Consider the following 26,693-nt stretch of genomic DNA (forward strand, 5'->3'; position numbering starts at 1 on the left):
CGTCACTCTAATCCTCCTCCACCTGCACCTTCGGCGGCTCTGGCCGCAAGCCTGGCAATGGCTGGTCCTTCGGCGGCCCAGGCACCGGCATTGGCGGCAACAACGGTGCGCCAGGCTGGCTGTCATAAGCCTTCGGCGGCGTACTCGGGGTGATCTGCGGATAGGGCGTGGGCGTGGGCGTGCCGGGGGCGCCGGGCACGGGTGTATTGAGCCGGGGTGGCGCGCTGGCGGCTTCGGCCATGGGCAGGCCAGCCAGGAGCAACGCGGTGAGGATCGCATGCAACATCAGCAACCTCCTGTCGGGAACCTTCCTACAGGCTACGCCTAAATGGAAGCTTTCGCCTGTCCGCCTGGCCTGCAAGCGCGCTAGACTCAGTGGCATAACCGTCATTTGCCTGATCAGAACAAAGGAAACACCATGAGTTCGGCCTCTACCTCCGCCGCCACCGCACGCCTCGACCGCATCCTTGCCGACGCCAAGCGCGACAAAGAGATGGGCTACCGCGACAAGGCCCTGAAAATGTACCCGCACGTGTGTGGCCGCTGCGCCCGCGAGTTTGCCGGCAAGCGCCTGAGCGAGCTGACCGTGCACCACCGTGACCACAACCACGACAACAACCCGCAGGACGGTTCGAACTGGGAGTTGCTGTGCCTGTACTGCCACGACAACGAACACTCGCGCTACACCGACCAGCAGTATTTCAGCGAAGGCTCGACCAGCACCCCGAGCATCGCCAAGGCTACCCATAACCCGTTTGCCGGGCTGGCTGGCCTGCTGAAAAAAGACTGACCATCGACACAGCCCCCGCTGCGGCCGGCGAGCCCGTATAATCGCGCTTTTTTTGCGAAGGGCCCCGGCACGTGGCAAACAAACGATACAGCTGCATCGGCCTGTTCAACCCCAAGTCGGCGGAAAACGTCGGCTCGGTGATGCGCGCAGCGGGTTGCTACGGCGTCAACTCGGTGTTCTACACTGGCAAACGGTATGAGCGCGCCCGCGACTTCGTCACCGACACCAAACGTGTGCACTACGACATCCCGCTGATCGGCATCGACGACCTGCAACGCATCATTCCGCTGGGCTGCACGCCGGTGGCGGTAGAACTGGTCGACGGCGCACGGCCGCTGCCCGAGTACACCCACCCGGATCGCGCCATCTACATTTTCGGGCCAGAAGACGGCAGCCTCGATGCGGATGTGCGGGGGTGGTGTGAAGAGACCATCTACATCCCGACCCAGGGCTGCATGAACCTGGCGGCGACAGTGAACGTGGTGCTGTATGACCGGATGGCCAAAGGGCTGAATACCCGGTCGGGGCCCAAGTTCAAGTAAAAAAGCCGCCTCTGAGGGTGCCTGTACCGGCCTCTTCGCAGCACAAGGCTGCTCCTACAGGTCGGTAGAGGCATCACCAGAGGCGGCCAGGTGCTGAGCTCCGTCAGAACAGCACCGTCCTGCAGTCAGCTCACGAAGCGTTGATCCAGATGGTCTTCAACTCCGTGTACTGATCGTGCGCCCAGATGGACTTGTCGCGCCCACCAAAGCCGGACTCTTTGTAGCCACCGAACGGCGTCGAAGCATCGCCTTCGCCGAAGCAGTTGACCGTGACCACACCCGCGCGGATTTCCCGCGACAGGCGCAGGGCATTGCGCAGGCTGCCCGTGTAGGCCGAAGCCGCCAGGCCGTAGATGGTGTCGTTGGCCAGCTCGATCGCTTGGTCAATGGTTTCGAAGCTGGTCACGCTCAGCACCGGCCCGAAGATTTCCTCGACGAACAACCGATTGTCAGGCGTCACCCCGTCAACGATGGTCGGTTGCACGAACACGCCCTGCTCGGTCTCACCGCCCTGCACCACGTTGAGCTTCTGCTCGGCGGCATATTCCAGGTAAGACTTCACCTTCTCGAAGTGCGCTTTGCTGACCATCGCCCCCAAGCGGTTTTCCGGGTCCAGCGGGTCGCCCAGCTTCCAGTCCTTCAAGTGCTTGCCGATCAGCGTCAGCAGCTCGTCCTTGACGTCCTTGTGCACGATCAGGCGCGAGGACGCCGAGCAGTTTTCGCCCATGTTCCAGAACGCACCGGCGGTGACGAACTGGGCCACTTCGTCCAGGTCTTCGCAGTCATTCATGACCACGGCCGGGTTCTTGCCACCCAGCTCCAGCACGATGCGCTTGAGGTTCGACTCGGCGGCGTATTTCAGGAACAGGCGGCCGGTGTCGGTGGAGCCGGTGAAGCTGACCATCGGGATGTCCATGTGGCGGCCGATGGCCTCGCCCACTTCACGGCCACCGCCTGGCACGAGGTTGAACACACCCGCCGGTACGCCGGCCTGATGCGCCAGCTCGGCCACGCGCAGGGCGCTGAGGGTGGTTTCCTTGGCTGGCTTGACCACGATCGAGCAACCGGCCGCCAGCGACGGGGCAATCTTCCAGGCCAGCATCAGCAGCGGGAAGTTCCACGGCAGCACCAGGCCGACCACACCGATGGCTTCACGCACCACCATGGTCACGGCCGCATTGCCGGTGGGGGCGGTGTTGTCGTAGATCTTGTCGATCAGCTCGGCGTGCCAGCGAAGGGTGTGGATGGTTTCCGGCACGTCGACGTTCTGGCATTCGCTGACCGGCTTGCCGCTGTCCAGCGCCTCCAAAACCGCCAGTTCGTGGCTGTTGTCTTCCAGCAGCTGGGCGAACTTCAGCAGGATGTGCTTGCGCTCAGCGGGTTGCAGTTTCGACCACGAGCCGTCTTCGAAGACACGCTTGGCCGCCGCCACGGCAACGTCGACATCCTGCACGTCGCAGGCGGCGACTTCGGCCAGCTGTTTGCCAGTGGCCGGGTTGGTGGTGACGAAGGTGCGGCCCGAGACGGCATCGCGGAACTCACCGTCGATGAACGCCTGGGTACGCAGTTGCAGGTCGGCGGCGATGGCCGCGTACTGTTCCTTGCTCAGCAATTCAGCCATGGTCAGGCACCTCCGGTGATCTGGGCGATGTTGCGCTTGAGTTCAGTGACCACGCGCTCGAGTGCCTGCTTCTCGGCGGCATCCAGGTCGTACAGCGGCTTGCGCACGCCACCGGTGCTCAGGCCGTTCAGCGCGCAGCCGTACTTGATCGACTGGACGAACTTGCCACCTTCGAGGAAGTCCATCAGCGGCATCATGGCGGCCATGATGCGGCGGCCTTTGGCGAAGTCCTTCTCGATCACGCAGGCCTCGAACAGGGCCACGTGCTCACGCGGGATGAAGTTGGAACCGGCGCAAACCCAGCTCTGCGCGCCCCAGGCGAAGAACTCCAGGGCCTGGTCGTCCCAGCCGCACGACAGCTGGATATTCGGGCGCTGGATGGCCAAGCGGTGCAACTGGGCCATGTCGCCCGAGCTCTCCTTGATGGCGACGATGTTTTTCACATCGGCGACCGCATCGAAGAATTCCTCGCCCATGCCCACGCTCATGCGGCCTGGGTAGTTGTAGAGCATGATCGGCAGGCCGGCAGCCGCGTCGACCGCTTTGACGTGCAGGGCGATTTCCTGTTGGGTCGGCAGCGCGTAGGGCGGCGTGCCCACCAACAGCGCGTCGGCCTTGATTTCCTTGGCGTGCTTGGCGAAGGCCACGGAGTCTTCGGTGCGGATCGCGCCGGTGCCGATGATCAGCGGCAGGCGGCCATTGAGCACGTCCTTGGCCTGGGCGGCCAGTTCGATGCGCTCTTGCGCGGTGTGGGCGTAGTACTCGCCGGTGGAGCCACCGATGATCACGCCGTGGATTTTCGATTCGACCAGGTAGTCGAGTACTTCGGCGAACGCCGCCTTGTCGATCGAGCCGTCCGCAGCCAGCGGAGTGATTGCCGGGGTGTAGATGCCTTCGAATTTCACGGTAGGTTCTCCAGTGCGTTGTTCAGGGGTGTAGAAGCCACAGCGGTCTACGCTGCGGCGGCTTTTCGAATAGCTCAGCTCAGCGATGCCGCTTGCTGCAGGTTCAATGAACGGGTTTCGGGGGCCAGGGCGACAGAGACGGCCAGGCCAACAAACGTGACGGCGGCGGCGGCATACATGGTTGCGCCGATGCCATAGTTGTCGAGGGCGATGGGTACCAGCCAGGTACCGACAGCAGCACCGACCCGCGACATGGAGGTGCCCACGCCCACGGCGCCGGCACGGATTTCGGTGGGGAACAGCTCGTTGGGGTAGACCAGTTGCAATACCTGGGCACCGCCGATGAACAGTGCATAAGCACCGAACAGCACCAGGATAAGCAGCTCGCTACCATGGCTGAACGCCGCCAGGCCCAGCAGCGCCAGCCCAGACCAGAAGAAGCTGTGCAGCAGCGTGGTGCGCCGACCGAGGGTGTTGAGCAGGCGGGTGCCGATGATGCAACCGACCACGAACAGGAAGGTGATGGCGACCGAACCGATCGATGCCCAGTCACCCTTGAGGTTGAGCGCGCCCAGCACTTTCGGGGCGAAGGCGTACACGGCGAACACCGGGATCACCGAACAGGTCCAGAACAGGGTGACGAACAGCATGCGCTTGCCATACCCGGCGTGCAGCAGGCTGAGAAACGACAGCTTGCGGGCCTTGGGCTCTTCCGGCAGGTTGCGCAGCGAGAAGCCATTGCCATAGACCCGCTTGATTACCTGTTCGGCCTCGGCCGAGCGGCCCTTGCTGATCAGCCAGCGTGGCGATTCCGGGGTGCCCAGGCGAATGGCGAACAGCAGCGCGCCAATGACCGCCGCACTGGCCAATACCAGGCGCCAGGCATCATCGCCACCGTGGCGCAGGATCGCCTCACCGACCATGTAGGCGGTCGCGGCGCCGGCGAACCACAGCACCGTCAAGGTGGCCAGGCGCGGGCCGCGGTTCTTCTTGGGCAGGAACTCCACCAGCAGCGAGGTGGCCACCGGGTACTCGATGCCCACCGCGATGCCGATGGCAAAACGCAACAGGAACAAGGCCAGCGCCGACTCCACCCAGAACTGCGCAAGCGACGACAGAATGAACAGGGTCGGGCCGACGAAAAACACACGCTTGCGGCCAAAGCGGTCGGTCAGCCAACCGCCGAAAAAGCCGCCGAAGAAAATGCCGATCAGCGCCGAGGCGGCGATCATGCCCTGCCAGAAGCTGGTCAGGCTCAGGCCCGCGGACATTTGCACCATTGCCACGCCGATGATGCTCAACACATACCCATCGACGAAAGAGCCCCCGCCGGAGCGCAGGGTCAAGAACTGGTGAAAACGGTTGATCGGTACATCTTCAATCGAAATATTCGGACTTGTCATTGTTGTTCCTACCACTTCTTCTGTATGCACGTTTTCAAGGCGAGCGCGTCCGCGAAACTGAAAACAGCCTTCAGCCCCGGGTCATCGGACATGACATCTCGATCATCAATTTCGGGCAAAGCGCGCCCGTGCCGGGCAAATCCGCCCGACGTCAAATATTCAATGGCCTAACTTACAAAACGCTCAGCTTTCTTTGCCCGCGCGCAGTTGCCCCCACATCAAGTTGGCGTTCAAGCCCAGGGATACCAAGGGCTGCGGTGGATTCGCGCAAGGCCCGGGGGCGTTGAGCAAAAACTCGATAAGTTCGTGTTTGTCACCGGCCAGCCAGTCGGCCAGCAACTTCCCGGTGACCGTGCCGCGGGTAACACCCAGGCCGTTACAACACAGCGCGCCGACCACATTGGGCGCCAACTGGCCAAAGAACCCCATGTGATTACGCGACAACGCCAGGGCGCCGCCCCAGGTGTATTCAAAGTTCACGTCGGGCAACATCGGGAAGCGTCGGGCAAAGGATTCGCGGTGGCGTTGAACGAAACGGTCCAGGTACTTGCGGTTGCTGCGCCCGTCCGGGTTGAAGCTGAAGCTGTTGCGCACCAGCAGACGGTTGTCGACGGTGCGCCGCAGGGTGGTGCCGAATGGGTCGGCGGGGATCACGCCCCAGTAGGGTTTGCCACCCAGGCGGACTTGCTCGTCTTCGGTCAGCGGGCGGGTGATGCTGCCATAGGTGAACACGGGCAACATGCGGCCCTTGAGGAAGCCGAAGCTCATGCCAAAGGCATTGGTGGTGAGCACCAGCTTGTCAGCAGTGATCGAGCCCTTGGCGTGGCGCAGTACCACTTTGTCGCCGTACTCGACGTCAGTGATCGGCGTGTGCTCGTACAGCGAAACATTGCTCGGCAAGCTGTCGGCCAAGCCTTTGACCAGCGCCGAAGGCTGCAGCAACGCGGTACCCGGCGTGAACAAGCCCTTGCGGTAGAAGTGCGTGCCGATGTGTTCGGGCAGGTCGCGACCTTCGATCACTTCATAGGGCTGGCCGAGTTTGTCCAGGCCTCGACGGTAGGCATCGAGCACGGCAATGCCACGATCCTCGACAGCGGCCTGGTATTTGCCACAGTGCCGAAACTGGCATTCGATGCCATGGCGCTCGATCAGCTCCTTGAGGTACGACTGCCCACCCAGGTTGAGCTTGAGCACGGTCTTGGCAGTATCGATATCGCCGATGTAGTCCTCGGCGCCGATGTCATGGGGCAGGTCGATGGCAAAACCGGCGTTGCGCCCGGAGGTGCCAAAACCGACTTCCTGGGCCTCGACCAGCACAACCTCGTCATGCGGAAAGTTCGTTGCCAGCTGGCGCGCAGCGGCCAGCCCGGTGAAGCCGGCACCGACCACCACCCAGCGCGCCTGGCTATGGCCACGGTGGGCCGGCCGTGGCGTGCGGGGTGTGCTCAGGTGATACCAACCACAGGTGGCATCATCGGCAGGTAACGAGCTTATTCTTGTCATGTCACTAACCTGGATCTTGTTGTTGACGAGCGATCAGCGCCAGTGGCGACGACCTGGAAACCTCATATCTGAATCGGTACATCCAGCCCTTGGGGTGCCGCGTATTCAGCCATGCGCCGGCGCGATAGCTCGAAGTGCTCTCGCACCAGTTGCCCGGCGCGCGCGGGGTCACGGCGTTCGATGGCATCGATCATCTGGTCATGCTGGTCGCAGGCGGTTTCAAGGTCCTGTTGCATGTCATCAGTGGTCGGGTGGCGATAAAAAATCTTGCCTAGACGGGCATGGTCGATAAGCAGGCGGCGCAGGCTCGGCATCAGGTAGTCGTTGTGCGCCATCCTGCCGATTTCCAGGTGGAATGCGTCGTTGTAGACCACCCGGTTTTCCACATCACGCGCTTCGATGGCCTGGCGGAACTGCGCCTGGATAGCCTTGAGCGCCTCGATTTCCGCTTCGCTGGCGTAGGTAGCGGCCAACTGGGTGGTGGCGATATAGATGAGCGGCGCCGCGACGAAAAAGCTGTGCAGCGAATCGTGGTTCATCGCGGCAACCCGTGGCGCGCGGTTGGCCTCGAGCTCGATATAGCCTTCGGCGGCAATCTGGCGCAGCAGCTCACGCACCGGCGGGCGCGACAGGCCGAACTCGTCACACAGGGCCAACTCGTCCACCACAGCGCCGGGGGCCAGTTCCATGCTGAGGATCCGGCGGCGCAGCGCTTCGGCGAGGACGGCCTTGCGGTCCTGCGGCGCTTCTTCGCTGATGGCTTGAACGGTGGCTTTCATGGCGGCCTTCTTTGTTGTCATAGCGCTGTGTCTACTATTTGTATAACGACTATAGGGCACTGTTAGACAATGTGTCTACAGCATTTTAGATGAGCGGTTGAATCTCTGGATCGCCCGTATTTAAAGGGCTTCGCGGTTTTAAAGGGTGAGATTAAACACCTGGCGGGCTGCATTGCCAAACCGGACAAATAGCTGCCCAGACAAGACATTTTTCAGGTGCTGGCGCTGATTGGCAATGCGCAGGCCGTGCGCCTGGCAACCATTCGGCGCAGCGAATGAACGGCTGCGAGCCCCCTGCGGTCAGCTGCTTACACTTCATACGGAGGGCTTGCCATGCTCGATATCCATTCCGCTGCGGCGTCGCCGGAGCACAATGTTCAGGGCCTGGAAAGGGTCGGTTCGCTGGCCGGCGGGGCGCTGATGTTCAGCAAGGGGCTGCGCCATGGCGGCCTGGTTGGGCTGCTGCAGATGGTGGTGGGCGGTATGGCCGTGGCGCGCGGGGTCAGCGGGCATTGCTCGACCAAGGCCTGGTGGCAGCGGCATCGTCAGGAATACAACCGGTTGCGCGCGGACATCGAAGACAGTGCTGCGCAGTTGCAGGCGTTGAAGGCGAGTGCCAAAGCGGCTACACGCGGGGTGACGGTGACAGGGAAGGATCCGCTGACTGGCCTTTGATTTTGTTTTGCCTGTGCCGGCCTCTTCGCGGGGCAAGCCCGCTCCCACAATTATTCACTAATCCTGAGAGCAGTGCAGTTGCTCCATGGGGGCCTCAGAGCAGTCCATTGCTCCATTGGCCCCCAGAGCAGTGCAGTTGCTCCATGGGGCCTCAGAGCAGCGCAATCCTGTGGGAGCGGGCTTGCCCCGCGAAGAGGCCGGCACAGGTAACACAAATCGCTAGCGCAACACCTTGCTCTGCAACACTTCGGACCGCCGCCCCAGCACACTCTCACTGATCTGCACGAACTCTTCGGTGCTCACACTCCGTAATCGCATCAGCGCCCGCGCCACGTCATCCAGCGAACGCTTGGCCTGGGTGTGGATGCGGATCTCCTTGTCCAGGGCCTGCAGCAACAGCACCCCACGGGCAACCTGCGCCGGGTTGGCCTGCTCGCCCTTGAGCTGGGTAACCTTAGCAGCCTGTTTGCTCAAACGCGCCTGCCAGGCCTCATAGCGGTCATCGCTGACCCCACCTGCCCGACGCAACAACTCACTGGCGTAGTAGTCAGTTAGGCTCTCGATCAGCCAGTCACTGCCGTCACGGCCATGAATCTGCGCAAACAGTTGCACCAATTCACGCAACAACGGGCTGCTGCCATTTTCGCTGATCATCGGCCGGGCGCTGTGCATATACAGCGAGCCCTGCGCCGCCATCGCCCCGCGCCACATGCCGTCCCGGGCGCCGACCAACAGCAGTTTCGGTGGGTTACGCGGGAACACGGCCTGCAATTGCGGCCAGACGAACGTCAGCAGGGTCAGGCTGTCCATGCGACGCATGCCCTGCCCGACTGGCGCGGCAACGGTGACTTCAGTCTCGCCCAGCCGCGCCCGGCGGCTGCCCAGGTCACCCGCCAGCATCCAGCCAGTGGGGCGGTCGAACAGGCGCGAGACGTTGTCGATGCGGAACTTGTCCTTGCCAATGCGCGGCCAGGAGGTTTCGATGCTTTTCCAGCCTTCTGGCAGGTCGAACCACAGGCGTGCCACCAATTCCGTACCGTCCTGCTGATCAAGGTGCGCGGGCGGGACCAGTTGGTCGCCGAGGAACAAGGCCCAATGGGGCGTGATACGCGACGAATAAGCGCCACTGCGCAGCTTCTGGTCCAGTTGCACGCGGTAGCTGAGGCTGGTCTTGCCGGGCGCCGGGTGCCACACACCGCGCTCGCCCTTGCCTGCGACTTGCCATTGGCCGTCAGCCTGGAAGCCACTGTAGGTGCCGGCCTTGCCCAGGTCGAAGTCGAGGCTGCGTACGCTGCTGCCTTCGGCCAGGGTCAGGCGCACTTCGGCCTGGCCATTGGCTGGCAACAGGCGCACGTGATAATCCAGGTCGACTTTCTTCGCCCAGGCCGGCGAACAGGCCATCAGGCTCAGCAGCAACAACAGCTGGCAACGCATACAGAAACTCCTTGTTTCCCAGAGGCGACGGGGGTGCGCCGGTCAGCTGGCGCGAAAAATCAGGTGGTCTTCCCAGTCGTCTTCATCGACATCATGCTCACTGAGCATTCGCCCTGACTGGGAAATACGCTGTTCATGGACCTGCTGGCGATCGCCGCAGATCAAGTGATGCCAGTCAGGCAGGTCCTTACCTTCGCTGACCAGGCGGTAACCGCAGGTGCTTGGCAGCCACTTGAACTGGTCAGCCTTGCCAGGGGTCAGCTGGATGCAGTCGGGCACGTGGGCGAAGCGGTTGGGGTAGTCGCTGCACTGGCAGGTGTCGAGATCCAGCAGTTTGCAGGCAATGCGCGTGTAATAGATGCTGTTGTCGTCCTCGTCCTCGAGCTTTTGCAGGCAGCACAAACCGCAGCCGTCACAGAGCGATTCCCACTCTTGCGGGCTGAGTTGTTCGAGGGTTTTGCGCCGCCAGAACGGCGCGCTGTCTGCGATCATCACACGGGTTTCCTGCATTCATCATCAGTGCGCGGCGCGCGGCGGCGCCAGTCTAGAGCCTGGCCTTCGGCAAAGCCAGACCGCTTGTCAGTCATGACGGGACGCAGTAGCGTGGAGTTTTCCCATCCGCTTGTAGGAAAAGCCATGAGCGCCACCCCCCGTATTGCCGATTACGCCATTAACGAGCAGTTCATCAACCGCTGGTCGCCACGCGCCTTCACCGCCGAGCCGATCAGTGAGGAGACCCTGCTGAGCTTCCTGGAAGCCGCGCGCTGGGCGCCGTCGGCGTACAACTCGCAGCCTTGGCGCTTCCTCTATGCCCGTCGCGATACCGCGAACTGGGAGCGCTACCTGAACCTGCTGGTGCCGTTCAACCGCAGCTGGGCGCAACAGGCGTCGGCGCTGGTGCTGATCATCTCTAAAACCACCTTCGCAGCGCCTGGCGCCGCGGAAGAAAGCCCTGCCCTGTGGCACACCTTCGACACTGGCTCCGCCTGGGGGCACTTGGCCCTGCAGGCCAGCATCAGCGGATGGCACACCCACGGCATGGCCGGCTTCGACAAGGAGCTGGCGCGTAGCGAACTGAAGGTGCCTGAGGGTTACGAGCTGCATGCCATGGTGGCGATCGGTAAGCTGGGCGACAAGGCGACCTTGGCTGAGGCGCTGCAGGCGCGTGAAGTGCCGAGCTCGCGCCGGCCGCTGAGCGAGCTGGCGGCTGAGGGGGATTTTAGCCTGTAAGGCTTTTTGTTGGCTGTACCGGCCTCTTCGCGGGGCAAGCCCGCTCCCACAAGTACCCCGCAGGCCCAAGGTCGGCGCGGTACTTGTGGGAGCCTGTAAGCCTTTTTATGGGCTGTACTGGCCTCTTCGCGGGCAAGCCCGCTCCCACAGGTACTCCGCAGGCCCAAGGTCGGCGCAGTACTTGTGGGAGCGGGCTTGCCCCGCGAAGAGGCCGGTACAGGCCACTAGCAATCAGTAACCCCGGGCGAAATCCACTTCCCCGCGTAACCCCTGCCCCGCCTCATACGCCCGCACATTCTCGACAAACAACCGCACCATCGCCGCCGGCGAGGTGGGCGCCGAGCTGTGCCCGGTCAGCAGCAACCCCCAGGCGGTCCAGAACGGGTGACGCTGGGGCAGTGGCTCCTGGCGGCACACATCGATCACCGCGCCCGCCAGATGCCCCTGCTTCAGTGCTTCCACCAGGTCGGCATCGACCACCGCCACTCCACGCCCGGCATTGATGAACAAGGCACTGGGCTTGAAGCGCTGGAACAGCGCCGCATCGTACAAATCGTGGGTGGCAGGCGTGTCCGGCAGCAGGTTGATCACGTAGTCGACCTGCTCGACCATGCGCGGCAGGTCCGCCAGGGCCGCGACTTCGACGAACGGCAGCTGCTCGCGGGCGCTGCTCGCGACCCCGTACAGGGTCACGCCGAACGGCAGCAGAAACTCCGCCACACGTTGGCCGATATCACCGGTGCCGACGATCAGCACCTTGCGCCCCTCAAGGGTGCGCCCTGGGCGGTCGTCCCAGCGCCGCTCGACCTGGCTCACCAGGCGCGACAGCACCTCGCGTTCATGGCCGAGCAGGTAGGTGAGCATGTACTCCGCCATGACCTGGCCAAAAATGCCAACTGCGCGCGTCAGGCGATAGTCCCGTGGCAAACCCTCGGCCAGCAACGGGGTGATGCCGGCCCAGGTCGACTGCATCCAGGCCGGCTTGTGGCCCTGGCGCAGCAGGCTCGCCAACAAGTCGGGCTGGCCCAGCCACACTGGGCACTGCGGCGCCTGCAGCGCCAGCTCGGCAGAGTCGCTGCTGGTCAGGATTTGCAGGTCAGGGGCCGCTTCGCCCAGCAGCTGGGTGTACTTGGCATGATCCTGTTCGGCGATCAGAACGCGCATCGTGAAAACAACCTTGGCAGACAACGAAAGCGGCCCGACAGGCGGGCCACTTGGCGAATGAGAGGAACCGGGCCTGGGTCAGACCGGGTCGTTACGGCGCAGCAGCTCTTCGGGCAGGTGCTCGATGTACTCATCCTCGGCCGGCGGCATCTGCAGGTGATAGCCCTGGTTGTCGAGGTTTTCCAGCACCTTGGTGATGTCCTCGCGCGCCAGCTTGCGCTCGGGGCTCAGCACCAGGTCGAACGCATGCACGGGGGTGCCGAAGAACGGCAGCAAGGCCTCGGGCACGCGCTCCAGGCCTTCGGCCTTGAGCACATACAGGTACATTTCGTTCTTGCGGGGGCTCTTGTAGATCGAGCAGATACGTTTCATCGGGTCTCTCCGGCGCCTGCCAGGTTGTCCAGCAGGGCCTGGCCCATGCGCTCGCGACGCCAGCCGCGCAGCGAATCGGGCAGTTGATAGGGGCCATTGGGGTAGCCGCTCTTGAGCAGCGCTTCCAGGGTTTTCTTGCGCAGCATCAGCTCGGGGGCAATGCCTAAGCGCTCGCCTTCGGCCTGGCCGATGGCGCGCAGCTGCTTGAGGATGCCGGCCGCTTCGATCGGCAATGGCTCAGGCAAAACCTGCGGCCACTGATCGGCGGGCAGGCTGGCAGCACGCTTGATCAGTTGCACGAGAAACTCCCCGTCCTGGCGGATGGTGCGCGGGTGCATCTCGTCGATCTTGGCCAGGGCCGACAAGTTAGAGGGCTGGGACTTGGCCATCGGCCACAGCGAGTGCTCCTTGAGGATGCGGTTGCGCGGCACGTCGCGGTTGCGCGCTTCGCGCTCACGCCAGGCACACAGCTCGCGCAACACGGCCAGTTGCTGGGGCGCCAGCTTCCAGGCCAGCTTGACGTCGCGGTACAGGCTCTCGGGCTCGACTTCCCGGCGCAGCTGGGCCACCAGCTCGGCGCCGTCTTCCAGCACCCAGGCGTACTTGTCATCGGACAGGCGCGGGCGCAGCGCGATGAACAGCTCGGCCAGGTGCACGGCATCTTCGGCGGCGTAGCTGACCTGGGTGTCGGACAGCGGGCGTTGCAGCCAGTCAGACCGGGTTTCGCCCTTGGGCAGCTCGAGCCCCAGCACGTCCTGGACCAGGCGCGAGTAACCCATGGAGAAACCCAGGTTCAGGTAACCGGCGGCCAACTGCGTGTCGAACAGTGGCTGTGGCAGCTTGCCGGTCAGGCGCAGCAACACTTCGAGGTCTTCGCTGCAGGCGTGCAACACCTTGACCACGCCGCTGTCTTCAAGCAGTTCGGCCAGGGGTTGCCAGTCCTTGATCAGCAGTGGGTCGATCAGAAAGGCACGTTGACCGTCGCCAATCTGGATCAGCCCCGCCTTGGGGTAGAACGTGTCTACCCGCATGAATTCGGTGTCGAGCGCTACGAAGGGCAGTTGGCGCCACTTTCGGCAGAGGTCGGCCAGGGTCTGGTCGTCACGGATCCAGTGAATTTCGATGGCCACGAGGCTCTCCCACTAACATTGGCGCGCAGTATATACGGCGCGGGCACTGCGGGTGAAACTTGCGCCATCCCTGGAATAGATAAACGGTGGTGTAAAAGCCATGCGCGATCAGCGCTTGGCGGCCAGCCACGGCCGGCAGCTGGCGAACATGTCCAGCGATTGCTGGTAGACCTCGGTGCGCACCTGCAACAGGCCGAGCATCGAGTGGAACAGGTTGTCCTGGGACAGCGGCGCATCGCTGAGCTTGGCCAGGCAGTCGGTGTCCAGGCCAAAGTCCTCTTTGTAGCTGTCGGAGAACCAGGTCAGCAGTGGCACGTGCTTCTGCTGCTCCGGGGCGATGGGGTAAGGGGTGCCGTGCAGGAACAGGTTGTACTCACCCAGCGACTCACCGTGGTCGGAGAGGTAGATCATCGCTGTGTCGACCTTGCCCTGCTTGCTGCGCAGCGTGTCGATCAGGGACGCCAGCACCTTGTCGGTGTAGGCTAAAGTGTTGTCGTAGCCGTTGATGATTTCCTGCTCGCTGCACTGGTTCAGCGCATTGCTCTGGCACACCGGGGTAAAGCGCTCGCTGGCGTTGGGGTAGCGCTTGAAGTACTCGGGGCCGTGGCTGCCCATCTGGTGCAGCACCAGCACGGTGTCCTTGTCGAGGTTGTCGATCAGCTCACCCAGGCCCTGCAACAGGATCTCGTCATGGCATTCGCCGTTGGCGCACAGCGCCGGGTCGGTGAGGTTGCTGACATCGATGAACTGCACCCGATCACAGGTGCCCTTGCAGCCCGACTGGTTGTCGCGCCACTGCACGGCCAGGCCTGCCCGCTGCAGGATATCCAGCAGCCCTTCACGGTTTTTTGCCACGCGCGCGTCGTAGTCTTTGCGCGGCATGCCCGAGAACATGCAGGGCACCGAAACGGCGGTTTCAGTCCCGCACGAATGCACATCGGAGAAGGCCAGCAGGCCCTGCTCCTTGGCCAGGCTGGGGGTGGTGTCGCGGTCATAACCGAGCACGCCGAAATGGTCGGCCCGCGCACTTTCGCCGACGACCAGCACCGTCAACGACTTGCGCTCATGCTTCTGCCAGGCGGCATCACGTTTCGCATCCGTACCATAATTCTGGAAGGGCCTGGCCGCTGTACCGACGCGTTCGCTGACATAACCAATAGAGGCACCCACGATATTGCTCGGGGTGAGCATCAGGCGCAGTTCGTGGTGATTGCGAAACAGTGACGACAAGCCCTGGTAGTTGACCAACGCCACCGACCCGAGGGCGACCACACAGGCGCCGCTGACCACCAGCTTGCCCAACAGCTCACGGGGCCAGGCGCGGTAGGCGATCGGTGTTTTCCACAGCAGGACCGAGGGCAATACGCCCAGCAATAATATATAAGCGGCAAACTTGAACGACATCAGGTCGCGCACTTCCGCAACATTGGTCTCTGCCATGTTACGGAACATGCCGGCATCAATAAGCACCCCGTACTGATTCATGAAGTAAGCCACACCCGCGCCACTCATGAACAGCACAATAAGTACCGGCTTTAATACATACCGGAAGGCAAACAAGGTCAAAATCAGGTTGAATGCGAACAGCATCAGCACGGCAAATGCCAGGCTCAGCCAAAGCCCCGCCAACCCTGGCGGAACCACGTGCTCCAGGTGCTGCCAGAGAAAGAAATTGAAGCCGATCAGCAGGTACAGGCTGGCCAGCAGCGTGACCCATTCAGTCCGCAGGGATTTAAAGTTGAGCATCAGTGTTCGCAATCAAGAGTGATTATCAGCCCGCGGGCCTGTACGGCACCGCGAAAAGTTGGCTGAACTCTAGAAAGGCCACCATCAATTTTTCGTGAAAAAGACGCCAACAAAACCGTGAGATGGCGTTATCCCAACATTAAATGAAGTTTATTCAGCCGCCATTCAGCCTGGCAGGCCAAGTGTGCTGCCCGGTTGCGAGAAGGCTGCGCCGGCCTCCCCCCGCCCCGCACCTGCGCAAAGGCGACTATCCTCAAAGGTCAGGACCGTTCGCCAACCCCCACGAGAGGTGAAGAAATGCCCGTTCCGCATGATCTGCTCGCTGACCTGAACATCACTGCCGAGGATTTCCAGACGCGCATCGACAAAGACCATGACCTGCACAAACTGCACAAGGAGTACAACGCCAAAGACAAGGAAGTGCTGGCCGCTGAAGGCAACGCCAGCACTGATGACACCATCACCCGACTGCGCAAGGAGCGGCTGCTGATCAAGGACAAGATCGAACGGATCATTCATCCGCCGAAATCGTGAAGCGCTTCTGCTGAATCAACCGGCCCTATCCCCAGCAAGCCGGCGATAGGGCCAGCCGCTTTTATACGCTAGCCGAAGCCTTCAACGCCGTATCCAGATCTTCGATCAGGTCCCGATAGTCCTCGATCCCCACCGACAGCCGCAGCAAGTTCTCACTGATGCCCATCACGCCCTTCTGCTCCGGGCTCAGGGAGTTGTGCGACATGCTCCAGGAGTGGTTGATCATGCTCTCCACGCCGCCCAGCGAATCGGCAAGTACGAAGATCTGCAGCGCCTCGACCAGGCGATTGAGCGCCGCCCGGTCGCCACCCTTGACCTTCATGGCCACCACGGCCCCGCCCGCACGCATCTGGCGCTTGCACAGCGCATGCTGGGGGTGGCTTTCTAGCCCCGGGTAAAACACCTGCTCGATCTGCGGATGGCTTTCGAGAAAACGCGCCACCTGCAGGGCATTGGCGCACTGGCGCTCCATGCGAACGTCCAAGGTTTTAAGGCCACGCAGGGCCAGGTAGCAGTCGAACGGCCCTTGGATCGCCCCGACCGCCATGCTGATCTTGCGCAACCGCGCCAGCAGCGCGTCGTTAGCGGCCACCACCACACCGCCAGTAAGGTCGGAATGGCCGCCGATGTACTTGCTTGCCGAGTGCATCACCAGGTCCACGCCCAGGGTGATCGGGCGCTGGTTCCAGGGCGAGCAGAAGGTGTTGTCGATGCAGGTGAGGATACCGCGCGAGCGCGCCAGGTCGCAGACCGCCTTGATGTCGACCAGGTGCAGCAAGGGGTTGGTCGGCGACTCGATCCATATCAGCTGGGTTTCTGGGCGAATCGCCGCGGCCACAGCCTGCACGTCGTTGAGATCGACGTAAGTGGTGGTCAGCCCTGATGTGTGGCTGCGATAGTCCTCCAGAATTCGGAAGGTGCCGCCGTATACGCCGTTCATCACCACCACGTGGGCATCCTTGGGCAACAACTCCAGCACCGTCGCCGTGGCGTTCACGCCGGAGGCGCAAGCCACCGCGCCGACACCTTCTTCCAGCGCCGCGACACAGCTCTCGTAAGCATGCCGGGTCGGGTTGCCGACGCGGCTGTAGGCATACTCGGGGTTGTCGTCCAGGCTGCGCTTGATGTACGAACTGGCGGTATAAATGGGCGGGAAGATCGCGTTGTCGGCAACGCTATGCTGCTCGCCGGCGTGGATGGTACGGGTGGCGAAATTACGCGGCTTGTCGGACATGATCCGGTCCATTGACTGAGGTAAGCCTGCAACTATCGCACAACCATTGCCGGCGGCAAGGACGTGCAACGGGGGTCACGCATTTTTCCGGTTTTGCAGTAATCTGGAGAAAATCATTCTCTGGCCAGCCTGTAATCGACATGGACAATTTCGACCAACACATCCTCACCTTGCTGCAGCGCGACGCGTCCATTTCCCTCAAAGACCTGGCCGAGGCGGTAAACCTGTCCACCACGCCCTGCTGGAAGCGGGTCAAACGGCTGGAAGAAGAGGGTTACATCCTTGGCCGCGTCGCCCTGCTCGACCCCACACGCCTGGGGCTGGGCCTGACCGTGTTCGTCCAGCTCAAGACCCAGCGCCACGACAGCGCCTGGCTGGAGCAGTTTGCCGCGACCGTGACCGGTTTCGAGGAGGTGATGGAGTTTTACCGCATGTCGGGGGATTGGGATTACATGCTGCGGGTGGTGGTGGGTGACATTGCCGCCTATGACCGGTTCTACAAAAAGCTGATCACCCGCACCGACGGGCTTTCCAACATTACGTCGAGTTTTGCCATGGAGCAGATGAAGTACACCACCGCTTACCCGGTGCACCGGCCCTGACCGGTGCTTGCCCGCGAAGAGGCCGGATCAGGCAAACCTTTATTCAGCCGCCTGCACCGCCTCGATCCGGTTCCCCGCCTTGGCTTTCTCTACCCTGATCGCGACGAACTTCGAGGTCGGCGTATACGTCCCCTCGCCATAACTCTCCAGCGGCACCAGCGGGTTGGTCTCCGGGTAATACGCCGCGGCCTGCCCCTGCGGCACGTCATACGCCACCAGGCGGAACCCGGAGACCCGCCGCTCGCGCCCGTCCTCCCACAACGACACCAAGTCCACGTGCTCGCCAGGCTCGAACCCCAGGCGACGGATGTCAGCCTCATTGACGAACACCACCTCACGCAGGCCAAACACCCCACGGTAGCGGTCATCCAGGCCATACAGGGTGGTGTTGTACTGGTCGTGCGAACGCAACGTCTGCAGAATCAGGTCCGGTTTGTCGCCACGGGCCAGCACCTGGGCATTGACCAGTTGCTCCGGCAACTGGCTGGCACTGAAACGCGCCTTGCCGGTGGCGGTACGCCACGTGCGATCCGCCGCGTTGTTGCCCAGGTGGAAGCCACCCGGGTGCTGCAAGCGCTCGTTGAAGTCGGTAAAGCCGGGGATCACATCGGCGATCATGCTGCGGATGCGGCTGTAGTCGGCAATGGCGTACTCCCAATCGATCGGCTGCTTGCCCAAGGTCGCCTGGGCCATGCCGGCCACGATGGCCGGCTCCGAACGCAAGTGTGGCGAGCGCGGGCGCAATTGGCCGTGGGAGATGTGCACCATGCTGAAGGTGTCCTCCACGGTCACGCCCTGCGGCCCGTCGGCCTGCAGGTCGATCTCGGTTCGCCCCAGGCACGGCAGGATGAGCGCATCACGGCCGGTGACCAAGTGCGAACGGTTGAGCTTGGTGGAAATCTGCACGGTCAATGCGCAGTTGCGCAGGGCCGCGTGGGTTCGAGGGGTGTCTGGGGTAGCCTGGGCGAAGTTACCGCCCAGGGCGATGAAGACCTTGGCCTGCCCTTCTTCCATGGCCTTGATCGCCAGCACCGCGTTATGCCCGTGGGCACGGGGCACACGGAACTGGAAGCGTTTTTCCAGGGCATCGAGCAGCCCGGCCTTGGGCTTCTCGTCGATGCCCATGGTGCGGTCACCCTGCACATTGCTGTGGCCACGCACCGGCGACAGGCCAGCACCGGGTTTGCCAACGTTGCCCCGCAGCAGTTGCAAGTTGACGATTTCCTGCACAGTGGGCACCGAGTGGCGGTGCTGGGTGACGCCCATGGCCCAGCACATGATGACCCGCTCGGCCTTGCGGTACATGCGCGCTGCCAACTCGATCTCGGCCTGGGTCAGGCCCGACTGCTCGACGATATGCGCCCAGGAGGTGGCATCCACCGCCGCCAGGTAGGCGTCGACGCCGCTGGTGTGTTCGGCGATGAAGGCATGGTCGAACACCGCCGGTTCACCCTTGGCCTGGGCCTCGCGTTCCCATTGCAGCAAATACTTGGCGATGCCACGCATGGCCGCCATGTCGCCGCCCAGGGCCGGGCGGAAGTACGCGGTGTTGGTCGGTTCGGAGCCGTTGCTGAGCATTTCGAACGGGTGTTGCGGGTGCTGGAAGCGCTCCAGGCCACGCTCCTTCAGCGGGTTGAAGCACACCACCTGGGCCCCACGCTTGACCGCCTCGCGCAGCGGTTCGAGCATGCGCGGGTGGTTGGTGCCGGGGTTCTGGCCGATGACGAAGATGGCGTCGGCCAGTTCCAGGTCATGGAACACCACGGTGCCCTTGCCCACGCCAAGGGTTTCCGACATGCCCACACCGCTGGCCTCGTGGCACATGTTCGAGCAATCGGGGAAATTGTTGGTGCCGTAGGCGCGGACGAACAGCTGGTACAAAAACGCCGCTTCGTTGCTGGCCCGCCCCGAGGTGTAGAACTCGGCCTGGTCGGGCGAATCGAGCGCCTGCAGGTGTTTGGCGACCAGGGCGAAGGCCTCTTCCCAGGAGGTTTCGACGTAGTGGTCGGTGGCCGCGTCGTAGCGCATCGGGTGGGTCAGCCGGCCTTGGAATTCGAGCCAGTAATCGGTCTGTTCGGCCAACGCACTGACGCTGTACTTGGCGAAGAATGCAGGGTCTACCGAGCGACCGGTGGCTTCCCAGTTGACCGCCTTGGCGCCGTTCTCGCAGAACTTGACCATGTCGTTTTCCGGCGATTCGCCCCAGGCGCAGCCGGGGCAGTCGAAGCCGCCGTTCTGGTTGGTCTTGAGCATGGCCCGCAGGTTCTTGAAGGCGTTTTCGCTGCCCAGCCAGCTTTTGGTCACGCTCTTGAGCGCCCCCCAGCCGGCAGCCGCGCCTTTGTAGTCCCTGATATGTTCGTCCTGGCTCATGCGGTGAATCCTCACGCTCGGTGTTTTTTCCAGACTATTGAGCGTGGGGCACAAGCGTCCAATCGAAAGATCTTACGGGCTGATAAGCCGTTTCGATCACGGGCCAGCACTGACAATCCAGATCGCGTCCTGTAGGAGCAGCCTTGTGCTGCGAAGAGGCCGGTTTGGCTAGCCGAGAAGCTGTGGCTGCAATGGCCTCTTCGCAGCACAAGGCTGCTCCTACAGGGGGAATCTCCCATACATGCCGGGGCCTGAAGCCGTGATAGAGCAGATTGATCAACCAGTCGGGGAAAGCAATTTGACGGGGGTGCGGCCAGGTTATAGCTTGGAGCTGAGTCCATCCCATTCGAGCGCAATCGTGGAACAGAACAGCCGGGCCCTGATCGACGGCTTCAACCGGAAAATCGACTACCTGCGGATGTCGGTCACCGACCGCTGCGACTTCCGCTGCGTGTACTGCATGGCTGAAGACATGCAGTTCCTGCCGCGCCAGCAGATCCTCAGCCTCGAAGAACTGTTCCAGGTGGCTGAGCGCTTCGTCGCATTGGGCACCCGCAAAATCCGCCTGACCGGTGGCGAGCCGCTGGTGCGCCAGGGCATCGTCGAGCTGTGCGGGCGCATCGCCGCCCTGCCCGGCCTGCGCGAACTGTGCATGACCAGCAACGGCTCGCAACTCGGGCGCCTGGCCCAGCCGCTGTTCGACGCCGGCGTCTCGCGCCTGAATATCAGCCTCGACAGCCTGGACCCTGGGCGCTTCAAGCAACTGACCCGCACCGGCGACCTCAACCAGGTGATCGCCGGCATCGACGCCTCGCGCCAGGCAGGCTTTCGCAAGACCAAGCTCAACTACGTAGTGCTCAAGGGCCGCAACGATGACGAACTGGTCGACCTGGTGCGCTTTGCCATCGACCGCGAGCTGGACATCACCTTCATCGAAGAAATGCCCCTGGGTAACATCAGCGAACACCAGCGTGGTGAGTCGTTCTACTCCAGTGACGAGGTGCGCGACCGGCTGGCCGAGCAGTTCACCCTGATCGAGTCCACCGAGTCGTCCCAAGGCCCGGCACGCTACTGGCGCCTGGCCGAAGCGGCGCACACCCGGGTCGGCTTCATCTCGCCGCACAGCCATAACTTCTGCGCCACCTGCAACCGCGTGCGCCTGACCGTCGAAGGTCGCCTGCTGCTGTGCCTGGGCAACGAGCATTCGGTGGACCTCAAGCAGGTCCTGCGTGCCCACCCGGGCAACGCCGAGCGCCTGGAAAACGCCATCCGCGACTCCTTGCACCTCAAGCCTTACCGCCATCATTTCGAGGTGGGGGGTGACGTGCAGATCCTGCGTTTCATGAACATGACCGGCGGCTGAACAGCCACCTCTGGATTTCCATGATCGTTCACCCCCGCCCCGATGTGCTGCGCGTGCTGTTCACCCTCAAGGGGTCGATCGTCAAACGCATCGCCCTGCGCTGCCTGATGGTCACCCTGCTGGCCGCACTGATCGTGCTGGTCGAGCGCCACTATCCGGCATTTTTCTACCCGGTCAGCGCCACACCGTTCACCTTGCTGGGCCTGTCGCTGTCGATCTTCATGAGCTTTCGCAACAACGCCTGCTACGACCGCTGGTGGGAAGGCCGCAAGGCCTGGGGCAAGCTGATCATCGAGACCCGTTCGTTCGTGCGCGAAAGCGTGGTGATCGCCGACCCGGCACTGCGTGCCGAACTGTTGCGCAGCCTGTGCGGCTTTGCCCATGCGCTCAACGCCCGGCTGCGCAACGAGGATGACCTGGCGGCCGCCCGGCCTTGGCTGGCCAACCCCAATGCGATCAGCGCGCACAATGTGTGCGACACGATCTTGCGCGAAGCCGGCGGGCACTGCTCACGGCTGGCGCAACAGGGGCAGATCAGCGATTGGCGCTACAGCGTGCTGGAACAGCGGCTGGTGGGGCTGACCGAAGTGCAGGCCACCTGCGAGCGGATCAAAGGCACACCGTTGCCGTTCCCCTATACCTTGTTGCTGCACCGCACCATCTACATCTTCTGCCTGCTGCTGCCGTTCGCCCTGGCTGAACCGCTGGGCTGGTTGGCGCCGCTGTTCACCACCATCGTCGGCTATACGTTTTTTGGGCTGGATGCGATTGGCAACGAACTGGAAGACCCGTTTGGGCGCGATGAGAACGACCTGCCTACCGATGCGCTGGTGCGCACCGTGGAGCGCGATGTGCTGGCGGGGTTGGGGGTTGAGCCGCTGCCACCGGCATTGGAGCCGGTGGGGTATGTGTTGAGCTGATTCTTTTACTGCCTGTGCTGGCCGCTTCGCGGGCAGGGCATTAACCGCGGCTTGCGCAAGCCTCCACAGGCTTCAGGTGCGGCACGAAGTTGCACGGCCGGTGGCGCGCATCCAGTTGCTCGGCCAGGATCCCTTCCCACGCTGTGCGGCAAGCCCCGGTCGAGCCTGGCAGGCAGCACACCAAGGTACCGTTGGCGAGCCCGGCCAATGCCCGGCTCTGAATGGTCGATGTGCCGATATCGAGAATGGACAACGCCCGGAACAGCTCACCGAAGCCATCGATACGTTTGTCCAACAGGCATTCAACGGCTTCAGGCGTACTGTCACGCCCAGTGAAGCCGGTACCGCCGGTGATCAGCACCACTTGCACCTGCTCGTCGGCGATCCAGGTGGCGACCTGGGCGCGGATCTTGTACAGGTCGTCCTTGAGCAGCGCTCGCGCCACCAGGCGATGGCCGATTTCCACCGAGCGGCTGGCCAGCAGCTCACCGGAGGTGTCGGTGTCGTAGGTGCGGGTGTCACTGACGGTCAGTACGGCGATGTTGAGCGGTACGAAGACCGCATCGGGTTTGACGCTCACGGTGGGCTACTCCTGAAAGGGCATTGTCACCACGCTAGAGGCACGGCCGGGGGGCGTCCAATCGATATGGCGTACCGGGTGATCAATGACATCTATCGCTGACTTGGTTAAGGTCAGCATAACCAGACGCCAGGCACTCCCATGGACATCAAGCAACTCAAGTTCCTCATCGCGCTCGACCAGACTCGCCATTTTGGCCAGGCCGCAGCGCTGTGCCACATCACCCAGCCGACGCTGTCGATGCGCCTGCGCAACCTGGAAGACGAACTGGACCTGGTGCTGGTCAAACGCGGCCAGCGCTTCGAAGGGTTCACCGAAGCCGGCGAACGCATTCTGGCCTGGGCCCGCACGCTGCTGGCGGCCCACGACGGCCTGCAAGCCGAAGCCGCCAGTTGCCGCGGCCAGGTGGTCGGCAGCCTGCGCCTGGGCACCGTGCCGCTGGCCAGCTTCAACCCGATGCAATTGCTGCTGCCGCTGCGCGAAAAATACCCCGAGCTGCACTTCCAGATCAGCTCGCACAGCACCGAGCAGATCATGGATAGCCTGAGCCGCAACCAGCTCGACCTGGGCATCTGCTACCTGGACCAAGTCAATGCCAGCTTCTTCGAAGTGATCGAGCTGGGCACCACCACCATGGGCCTGCTGCACGATACCCGCCACTTCCAGTTCCAGGCCGACACCCTGCGTTGGGAAGACCTCGGCGAGATTCCACTGGGCTTGCTGAGCAAAGGCATGCACTACCGTCAATCGCTGGACCTGAGCTTCCGCAGTCGCAGCTTGGAACCCAACGCCGTGCTGGAAAGCGACTCGAGCTTCCAGCTGATCCAAGCCATCAGCACCGGCGTGTGCTGCGCGATCATGCCACTGGATTGCGGGCTGGAAGACTTGAGCGAGCACATGCGCATCCTGCCTATCGTCGACGCCAGCATCCACAGCCCGGTGGGCCTGCTGCTGCGCCGCAGCGAGCCGCGTTCGGCGATTGCCGAGCAGTGCTTTGACGAGGCGCGCGCGCTGTTTCAACCTTCCTGAGCGGCCGTCGCCTGGCGGTACTGGCGCGGGGTGAAGCCGGTCAGTTGCTTGAACTGGCGGCTGAAGGCGCTGTGGTCGGTGTAGCCGCACTGCATCGCCACCTCGGTGATTGGCAAGTCGCTGTGCAGCAAGCGATGGGCATGCTCCAGCCGCGCCTTGTGGATCATCTGCCGTGGCGTGAGGTGGAACACCCGCTTGCAATAGCGCTCCAGCTGCGCCACGGAAATACCCGCGATGCGGGTCAGTTCGCCCATGCTGATGGGTTGATGAAAATGCCGACGAATGTGCTCATCCACGGCTGCCAGGCGCTGGTAAGCGGGGTGGGTGTCGGCGGCTGACTGCAGGTCGACCGAGATGCCCACCAGGCCGATGATTGCGCCGTCGGGGTTGAGTAAAGGCCGCTTGTGGGTCAGGCACCAACCCGGTTCGCGGCTGCCGTACAGGTGCAGTTCGAGCTGGTCTTGCAACACCAGGCCATCCTTGAGTACGCGACGGTCCTGCTCGGTGTAGCCGGGGCCCAGTTGTGCCGGGAAGACCTCGGCGCTGGTCTTGCCCAGCAAGGGCTGCAAACGCTTGAGGCCGCAGCGCTGGACCAGGGTGTTGTTGGCCAGCACGTAGCGGGCGTCGGCGTCCTTGATGAAGATCGCGGCGTTGGGGATCGCGTCGAGGATCGGCAGCAGCAGGGAGACCCCGGCGAGCAGGGCCTCCAGGGTGGCGGGGCGGTGCTGGTCCAAGGACTGGTACAGGGTTGCCAGGGAAGGGGCGCTCATCGGGTTGATCTCTAATGGCTTTACTGGCCTCTTCGCAGCACAAGGCTGCTCCTACAGGAACCGCACTGCCTTGTAGGAGCAGCCTTGTGCTGCGAAGAGGCCGGCACTGGCACTGCATCTCCCAAGCCCTTATGCGGTATGGCTTTCAGCCTATCCACGAGCCCACCACCCCGCCACTACTTTTCTGCAACTGTGCCGATTTCGTCATCCACCCTGCAGAAAACCATCAAGAACCGATGCCCAGATCGGTCCACTCTATGCCCCACACAAGCCGCCCAATACCTACAAGAGCGCGGCCCAAAAAGCCGCACCTCGTGACATCAGACCTGCCTATCCAAAACCTACAAAAAGGCGTACCCATGTCAGGCAAATTCAAAAAACAGCTCTCATTGCTCGACCTCACCTTCATCGGCCTAGGCGCCATCTTCGGCTCTGGCTGGCTGTTCGCCGCCAGCCACGTCTCGGCCATCGCTGGCCCCGCCGGTATTTTGTCCTGGTTCCTCGGCGGTTTCGCCGTGCTGTTGCTGGGTATCGTCTACTGCGAGCTCGGCGCCGCCCTGCCCCGCGCCGGTGGCGTAGTGCGCTACCCGGTGTACTCCCACGGCCCGCTGCTTGGCTACCTGATGGGCTTCATCACGCTGATCGCGTTTTCCAGCCTGATCGCCATCGAAGTGGTCGCGTCACGGCAATACGCCGCGGCCTGGTTCCCCGAACTGACCAAGGCCGGGTCCAGTGACCCGAGCGTGCTCGGCTGGCTGGTGCAGTTCGCGCTGCTGGGGCTGTTCTTTCTGCTCAACTACCGCAGCGTCAAGACCTTCGCCAAAGCCAACAACCTGGTCAGCGTATTCAAGTTCATCGTGCCGTTGCTGGTGATCGGCGTGCTGTTCACCTTCTTCAAACCGGCAAACTTCGAGGTACAGGGCTTTGCGCCATTCGGCCTGTCCGGTGTGGAAATGGCCGTCTCGGCGGGTGGCATCATCTTCGCCTACCTGGGGCTGACACCGATCATTTCGGTAGCCAGTGAAGTGAAGAACCCGCAGCGCACCATTCCCATCGCGCTGATCCTGTCGGTGCTGTTGTCCACCGCGATCTACGCCCTGCTGCAACTGGCCTTCCTCGGCAGCGTGCCAACCGAAATGCTGGCCAACGGCTGGGCCGGTGTGACCAAGGAACTCGCCCTGCCTTACCGCGACATCGCCCTGGCCTTGGGCGTGGGCTGGCTGGCCTACCTGGTGGTGGCCGACGCGGTCATCTCGCCAAGCGGTTGCGGCAACATCTACATGAACGCCACCCCGCGGGTGATCTATGGCTGGGCGCAGACCGGGACCTTCTTCAAAGTCTTCACCCGCATCGACGAGCAGTCCGGCATCCCCCGCCCGGCGCTGTGGCTGACCTTTGCCCTGTCGGTGTTCTGGACCCTGCCGTTCCCGTCCTGGGAAGCGCTGATCAACGTGGTCTCGGCGGCACTGGTACTGAGCTATGCCGTGGCCCCGGTCACCGTCGCCGCGCTGCGCCGCAACGCACCCGACATGCCGCGCCCGTTCCGCGTCAAGGGCATGAGCGTGCTCGGCCCGCTGTCGTTCATCATCGCCGCGCTGATCGTCTACTGGTCTGGCTGGAACACCGTGTCGTGGCTGTTGGCCCTGCAAATCGTGATGTTCGTGCTTTACCTGCTGTGCGCCCGCTTCGTGCCAACCCAGCACCTGTCCATCGGCCAGCAAGTGCGTTCGTCGGCCTGGCTGATCGGTTTCTACGCCGTGACCATTCTGCTGTCCTGGCTGGGCAGCTTCGGCGGCCTGGGCGTGATCGGCCACCCATTCGACACCGTGGTCGTGGCCGCCTGTGCCCTGGGCATCTACTACTGGGGCGCCGCGACCGGCGTGCCGGCGCACCTGGTGCGCCTGGATGGCGAAGACGAGAGCGAAGCCACCGCCGACACACACCTGGGCCACCGCCCTGCCGCTGTCGCCTCCTGACCTCGGCCACCATTCAAGGGA

Annotated in this window: 26 protein-coding genes; 10 read left to right on the plus strand and 16 right to left on the minus strand. The window is 63.0% G+C overall.

The window, feature by feature from the left end:
• Positions 1 to 7: 7 nt before the first annotated feature.
• On the minus strand, positions 8 to 286 hold the full coding sequence (locus HU750_RS15115) for a hypothetical protein (protein ID WP_186680926.1): 279 nt from the start codon (positions 284 to 286) through the stop codon (positions 8 to 10).
• Between the two features lie 132 nt (positions 287 to 418).
• Here HU750_RS15115 and HU750_RS15120 point away from each other — a divergent pair, with 132 nt between their 5' ends.
• Together HU750_RS15120 and HU750_RS15125 are read left to right on the plus strand one after the other, a co-directional pair.
• Entirely contained in the window at positions 419 to 790 is a 372-nt protein-coding gene (locus HU750_RS15120) for a YajD family HNH nuclease (protein ID WP_027594605.1), read from the plus strand.
• A 71-nt stretch (positions 791 to 861) separates the two neighbouring features.
• Positions 862 to 1,332, plus strand: coding sequence for an RNA methyltransferase (locus HU750_RS15125; protein ID WP_027594606.1), 471 nt, complete (start codon positions 862 to 864; stop codon positions 1,330 to 1,332).
• A 130-nt stretch (positions 1,333 to 1,462) separates the two neighbouring features.
• Here the strand turns inward: HU750_RS15125 and HU750_RS15130 are convergent, their stop codons facing one another.
• From HU750_RS15130 to HU750_RS15150, 5 genes are all read right to left on the minus strand, one after another.
• Positions 1,463 to 2,953, minus strand: coding sequence for an aldehyde dehydrogenase (locus HU750_RS15130; protein ID WP_099430179.1), 1,491 nt, complete (start codon positions 2,951 to 2,953; stop codon positions 1,463 to 1,465).
• A 2-nt stretch (positions 2,954 to 2,955) separates the two neighbouring features.
• Positions 2,956 to 3,858: a dihydrodipicolinate synthase family protein gene (locus HU750_RS15135; RefSeq protein WP_027594608.1), complete on the minus strand. Its 903-nt coding sequence runs from the start codon at positions 3,856 to 3,858 to the stop codon at positions 2,956 to 2,958.
• A 74-nt stretch (positions 3,859 to 3,932) separates the two neighbouring features.
• Positions 3,933 to 5,261 (minus strand): MFS transporter, encoded by a 1,329-nt coding sequence (locus tag HU750_RS15140; protein ID WP_027594609.1) that lies wholly within the window; start codon positions 5,259 to 5,261, stop codon positions 3,933 to 3,935.
• 183 nt (positions 5,262 to 5,444) lie between these two features.
• Positions 5,445 to 6,764, minus strand: a complete 1,320-nt coding sequence (locus HU750_RS15145; protein WP_186680928.1) for an NAD(P)/FAD-dependent oxidoreductase — start codon at positions 6,762 to 6,764, stop codon at positions 5,445 to 5,447.
• A gap of 62 nt (positions 6,765 to 6,826) precedes the next feature.
• Positions 6,827 to 7,543 carry a GntR family transcriptional regulator gene (locus HU750_RS15150; RefSeq protein WP_186680931.1) on the minus strand — a complete coding sequence of 239 codons (717 nt, stop codon included), beginning with the start codon at positions 7,541 to 7,543 and terminating at the stop codon, positions 6,827 to 6,829.
• Positions 7,544 to 7,876: 333 nt separating this feature from the next.
• On the opposite strand from HU750_RS15150, the gene HU750_RS15155 reads away from it, so the two are divergent.
• Positions 7,877 to 8,218, plus strand: a complete 342-nt coding sequence (locus HU750_RS15155) for a YgaP-like transmembrane domain (RefSeq protein ID WP_027594612.1) — start codon at positions 7,877 to 7,879, stop codon at positions 8,216 to 8,218.
• Between the two features lie 219 nt (positions 8,219 to 8,437).
• Here the strand turns inward: HU750_RS15155 and HU750_RS15160 are convergent, their stop codons facing one another.
• Positions 8,438 to 9,652: a hypothetical protein gene (locus tag HU750_RS15160; protein WP_186680933.1), complete on the minus strand. Its 1,215-nt coding sequence runs from the start codon at positions 9,650 to 9,652 to the stop codon at positions 8,438 to 8,440.
• 42 nt (positions 9,653 to 9,694) lie between these two features.
• Positions 9,695 to 10,144, minus strand: coding sequence for a YcgN family cysteine cluster protein (locus HU750_RS15165; protein WP_027594614.1), 450 nt, complete (start codon positions 10,142 to 10,144; stop codon positions 9,695 to 9,697).
• Positions 10,145 to 10,288: 144 nt separating this feature from the next.
• Between HU750_RS15165 and HU750_RS15170 the strand changes: the two genes are divergently transcribed.
• Positions 10,289 to 10,882 carry a nitroreductase family protein gene (locus HU750_RS15170; RefSeq protein ID WP_186680935.1) on the plus strand — a complete coding sequence of 198 codons (594 nt, stop codon included), beginning with the start codon at positions 10,289 to 10,291 and terminating at the stop codon, positions 10,880 to 10,882.
• Between the two features lie 231 nt (positions 10,883 to 11,113).
• Here the strand turns inward: HU750_RS15170 and HU750_RS15175 are convergent, their stop codons facing one another.
• The 4 genes from HU750_RS15175 to HU750_RS15190 all read right to left on the minus strand — a co-directional run bounded on the left by HU750_RS15175 (position 11,114) and on the right by HU750_RS15190 (position 15,294).
• Positions 11,114 to 12,046, minus strand: a complete 933-nt coding sequence (locus tag HU750_RS15175; RefSeq protein ID WP_186680938.1) for a D-2-hydroxyacid dehydrogenase — start codon at positions 12,044 to 12,046, stop codon at positions 11,114 to 11,116.
• A gap of 78 nt (positions 12,047 to 12,124) precedes the next feature.
• Complete coding sequence (locus tag HU750_RS15180) at positions 12,125 to 12,418, minus strand: YcgL domain-containing protein (RefSeq protein ID WP_027594617.1); 294 nt, start codon at positions 12,416 to 12,418, stop codon at positions 12,125 to 12,127.
• Positions 12,415 to 13,548 carry a ribonuclease D gene (rnd, locus tag HU750_RS15185; protein WP_027594618.1) on the minus strand — a complete coding sequence of 378 codons (1,134 nt, stop codon included), beginning with the start codon at positions 13,546 to 13,548 and terminating at the stop codon, positions 12,415 to 12,417. The genes HU750_RS15180 and rnd overlap by 4 nt, the downstream gene beginning before the upstream one ends.
• Positions 13,549 to 13,656: 108 nt before the next feature.
• Positions 13,657 to 15,294 carry a phosphoethanolamine transferase gene (locus HU750_RS15190; RefSeq protein ID WP_186680940.1) on the minus strand — a complete coding sequence of 546 codons (1,638 nt, stop codon included), beginning with the start codon at positions 15,292 to 15,294 and terminating at the stop codon, positions 13,657 to 13,659.
• Positions 15,295 to 15,591: 297 nt separating this feature from the next.
• On the opposite strand from HU750_RS15190, the gene HU750_RS15195 reads away from it, so the two are divergent.
• Positions 15,592 to 15,828, plus strand: a complete 237-nt coding sequence (locus HU750_RS15195) for an HP1242/YdcH family protein (protein ID WP_186680942.1) — start codon at positions 15,592 to 15,594, stop codon at positions 15,826 to 15,828.
• A gap of 61 nt (positions 15,829 to 15,889) precedes the next feature.
• Here the strand turns inward: HU750_RS15195 and HU750_RS15200 are convergent, their stop codons facing one another.
• Positions 15,890 to 17,074: a trans-sulfuration enzyme family protein gene (locus HU750_RS15200; RefSeq protein WP_186680944.1), complete on the minus strand. Its 1,185-nt coding sequence runs from the start codon at positions 17,072 to 17,074 to the stop codon at positions 15,890 to 15,892.
• A 128-nt stretch (positions 17,075 to 17,202) separates the two neighbouring features.
• Here HU750_RS15200 and HU750_RS15205 point away from each other — a divergent pair, with 128 nt between their 5' ends.
• Positions 17,203 to 17,664 (plus strand): Lrp/AsnC family transcriptional regulator, encoded by a 462-nt coding sequence (locus HU750_RS15205; protein ID WP_027594622.1) that lies wholly within the window; start codon positions 17,203 to 17,205, stop codon positions 17,662 to 17,664.
• Positions 17,665 to 17,703: 39 nt separating this feature from the next.
• On the opposite strand, the gene HU750_RS15210 is transcribed toward HU750_RS15205, so the two are convergent.
• On the minus strand, positions 17,704 to 20,034 hold the full coding sequence (locus tag HU750_RS15210) for an FdhF/YdeP family oxidoreductase (protein ID WP_186680946.1): 2,331 nt from the start codon (positions 20,032 to 20,034) through the stop codon (positions 17,704 to 17,706).
• Between the two features lie 358 nt (positions 20,035 to 20,392).
• Here HU750_RS15210 and moaA point away from each other — a divergent pair, with 358 nt between their 5' ends.
• Together moaA and HU750_RS15220 are read left to right on the plus strand one after the other, a co-directional pair.
• Positions 20,393 to 21,397, plus strand: a complete 1,005-nt coding sequence (gene moaA, locus HU750_RS15215; RefSeq protein WP_186680949.1) for a GTP 3',8-cyclase MoaA — start codon at positions 20,393 to 20,395, stop codon at positions 21,395 to 21,397.
• Positions 21,398 to 21,417: 20 nt separating this feature from the next.
• Positions 21,418 to 22,317 carry a bestrophin family protein gene (locus tag HU750_RS15220; RefSeq protein ID WP_186680951.1) on the plus strand — a complete coding sequence of 300 codons (900 nt, stop codon included), beginning with the start codon at positions 21,418 to 21,420 and terminating at the stop codon, positions 22,315 to 22,317.
• A 40-nt stretch (positions 22,318 to 22,357) separates the two neighbouring features.
• On the opposite strand, the gene moaB is transcribed toward HU750_RS15220, so the two are convergent.
• Positions 22,358 to 22,897 carry a molybdenum cofactor biosynthesis protein B gene (moaB, locus tag HU750_RS15225; RefSeq protein WP_027594626.1) on the minus strand — a complete coding sequence of 180 codons (540 nt, stop codon included), beginning with the start codon at positions 22,895 to 22,897 and terminating at the stop codon, positions 22,358 to 22,360.
• A gap of 141 nt (positions 22,898 to 23,038) precedes the next feature.
• On the opposite strand from moaB, the gene HU750_RS15230 reads away from it, so the two are divergent.
• Complete coding sequence (locus HU750_RS15230; RefSeq protein WP_186680954.1) at positions 23,039 to 23,926, plus strand: LysR family transcriptional regulator; 888 nt, start codon at positions 23,039 to 23,041, stop codon at positions 23,924 to 23,926.
• On the opposite strand, the gene HU750_RS15235 is transcribed toward HU750_RS15230, so the two are convergent.
• Positions 23,914 to 24,696 (minus strand): AraC family transcriptional regulator, encoded by a 783-nt coding sequence (locus tag HU750_RS15235; RefSeq protein WP_186680956.1) that lies wholly within the window; start codon positions 24,694 to 24,696, stop codon positions 23,914 to 23,916. The genes HU750_RS15230 and HU750_RS15235 overlap by 13 nt on opposite strands.
• Positions 24,697 to 25,055: 359 nt before the next feature.
• On the opposite strand from HU750_RS15235, the gene HU750_RS15240 reads away from it, so the two are divergent.
• Positions 25,056 to 26,672: an APC family permease gene (locus HU750_RS15240; protein ID WP_027594629.1), complete on the plus strand. Its 1,617-nt coding sequence runs from the start codon at positions 25,056 to 25,058 to the stop codon at positions 26,670 to 26,672.
• Positions 26,673 to 26,693: the final 21 nt, after the last annotated feature.

Origin of the sequence: Pseudomonas sp. SWRI50 (genome assembly GCF_014269095.1) — a bacterium.
GTDB lineage: Bacteria > Pseudomonadota > Gammaproteobacteria > Pseudomonadales > Pseudomonadaceae > Aquipseudomonas > Aquipseudomonas kermanshahensis.

Bases quoted from the DNA above. Each gene is read 5' to 3' on its own strand.
- HU750_RS15115 (WP_186680926.1), bottom strand. From the start codon at position 286: ATGTTGCATGCGATCCTCACCGCGTTGCTCCTGGCTGGCCTGCCCATG.
- HU750_RS15120 (WP_027594605.1), top strand. From the start codon at position 419: ATGAGTTCGGCCTCTACCTCCGCCGCCACCGCACGCCTCGACCGCATC.
- HU750_RS15130 (WP_099430179.1), bottom strand. From the start codon at position 2,953: ATGGCTGAATTGCTGAGCAAGGAACAGTACGCGGCCATCGCCGCCGAC.
- HU750_RS15140 (WP_027594609.1), bottom strand. From the start codon at position 5,261: ATGACAAGTCCGAATATTTCGATTGAAGATGTACCGATCAACCGTTTT.
- HU750_RS15145 (WP_186680928.1), bottom strand. From the start codon at position 6,764: ATGACAAGAATAAGCTCGTTACCTGCCGATGATGCCACCTGTGGTTGG.
- HU750_RS15150 (WP_186680931.1), bottom strand. From the start codon at position 7,543: ATGAAAGCCACCGTTCAAGCCATCAGCGAAGAAGCGCCGCAGGACCGC.
- HU750_RS15155 (WP_027594612.1), top strand. From the start codon at position 7,877: ATGCTCGATATCCATTCCGCTGCGGCGTCGCCGGAGCACAATGTTCAG.
- HU750_RS15160 (WP_186680933.1), bottom strand. From the start codon at position 9,652: ATGCGTTGCCAGCTGTTGTTGCTGCTGAGCCTGATGGCCTGTTCGCCG.
- HU750_RS15165 (WP_027594614.1), bottom strand. From the start codon at position 10,144: ATGATCGCAGACAGCGCGCCGTTCTGGCGGCGCAAAACCCTCGAACAA.
- HU750_RS15170 (WP_186680935.1), top strand. From the start codon at position 10,289: ATGAGCGCCACCCCCCGTATTGCCGATTACGCCATTAACGAGCAGTTC.
- HU750_RS15175 (WP_186680938.1), bottom strand. From the start codon at position 12,046: ATGCGCGTTCTGATCGCCGAACAGGATCATGCCAAGTACACCCAGCTG.
- HU750_RS15180 (WP_027594617.1), bottom strand. From the start codon at position 12,418: ATGAAACGTATCTGCTCGATCTACAAGAGCCCCCGCAAGAACGAAATG.
- HU750_RS15190 (WP_186680940.1), bottom strand. From the start codon at position 15,294: ATGCTCAACTTTAAATCCCTGCGGACTGAATGGGTCACGCTGCTGGCC.
- HU750_RS15195 (WP_186680942.1), top strand. From the start codon at position 15,592: ATGCCCGTTCCGCATGATCTGCTCGCTGACCTGAACATCACTGCCGAG.
- HU750_RS15200 (WP_186680944.1), bottom strand. From the start codon at position 17,074: ATGGACCGGATCATGTCCGACAAGCCGCGTAATTTCGCCACCCGTACC.
- HU750_RS15205 (WP_027594622.1), top strand. From the start codon at position 17,203: ATGGACAATTTCGACCAACACATCCTCACCTTGCTGCAGCGCGACGCG.
- HU750_RS15210 (WP_186680946.1), bottom strand. From the start codon at position 20,034: ATGAGCCAGGACGAACATATCAGGGACTACAAAGGCGCGGCTGCCGGC.
- HU750_RS15220 (WP_186680951.1), top strand. From the start codon at position 21,418: ATGATCGTTCACCCCCGCCCCGATGTGCTGCGCGTGCTGTTCACCCTC.
- HU750_RS15230 (WP_186680954.1), top strand. From the start codon at position 23,039: ATGGACATCAAGCAACTCAAGTTCCTCATCGCGCTCGACCAGACTCGC.
- HU750_RS15235 (WP_186680956.1), bottom strand. From the start codon at position 24,696: ATGAGCGCCCCTTCCCTGGCAACCCTGTACCAGTCCTTGGACCAGCAC.
- HU750_RS15240 (WP_027594629.1), top strand. From the start codon at position 25,056: ATGTCAGGCAAATTCAAAAAACAGCTCTCATTGCTCGACCTCACCTTC.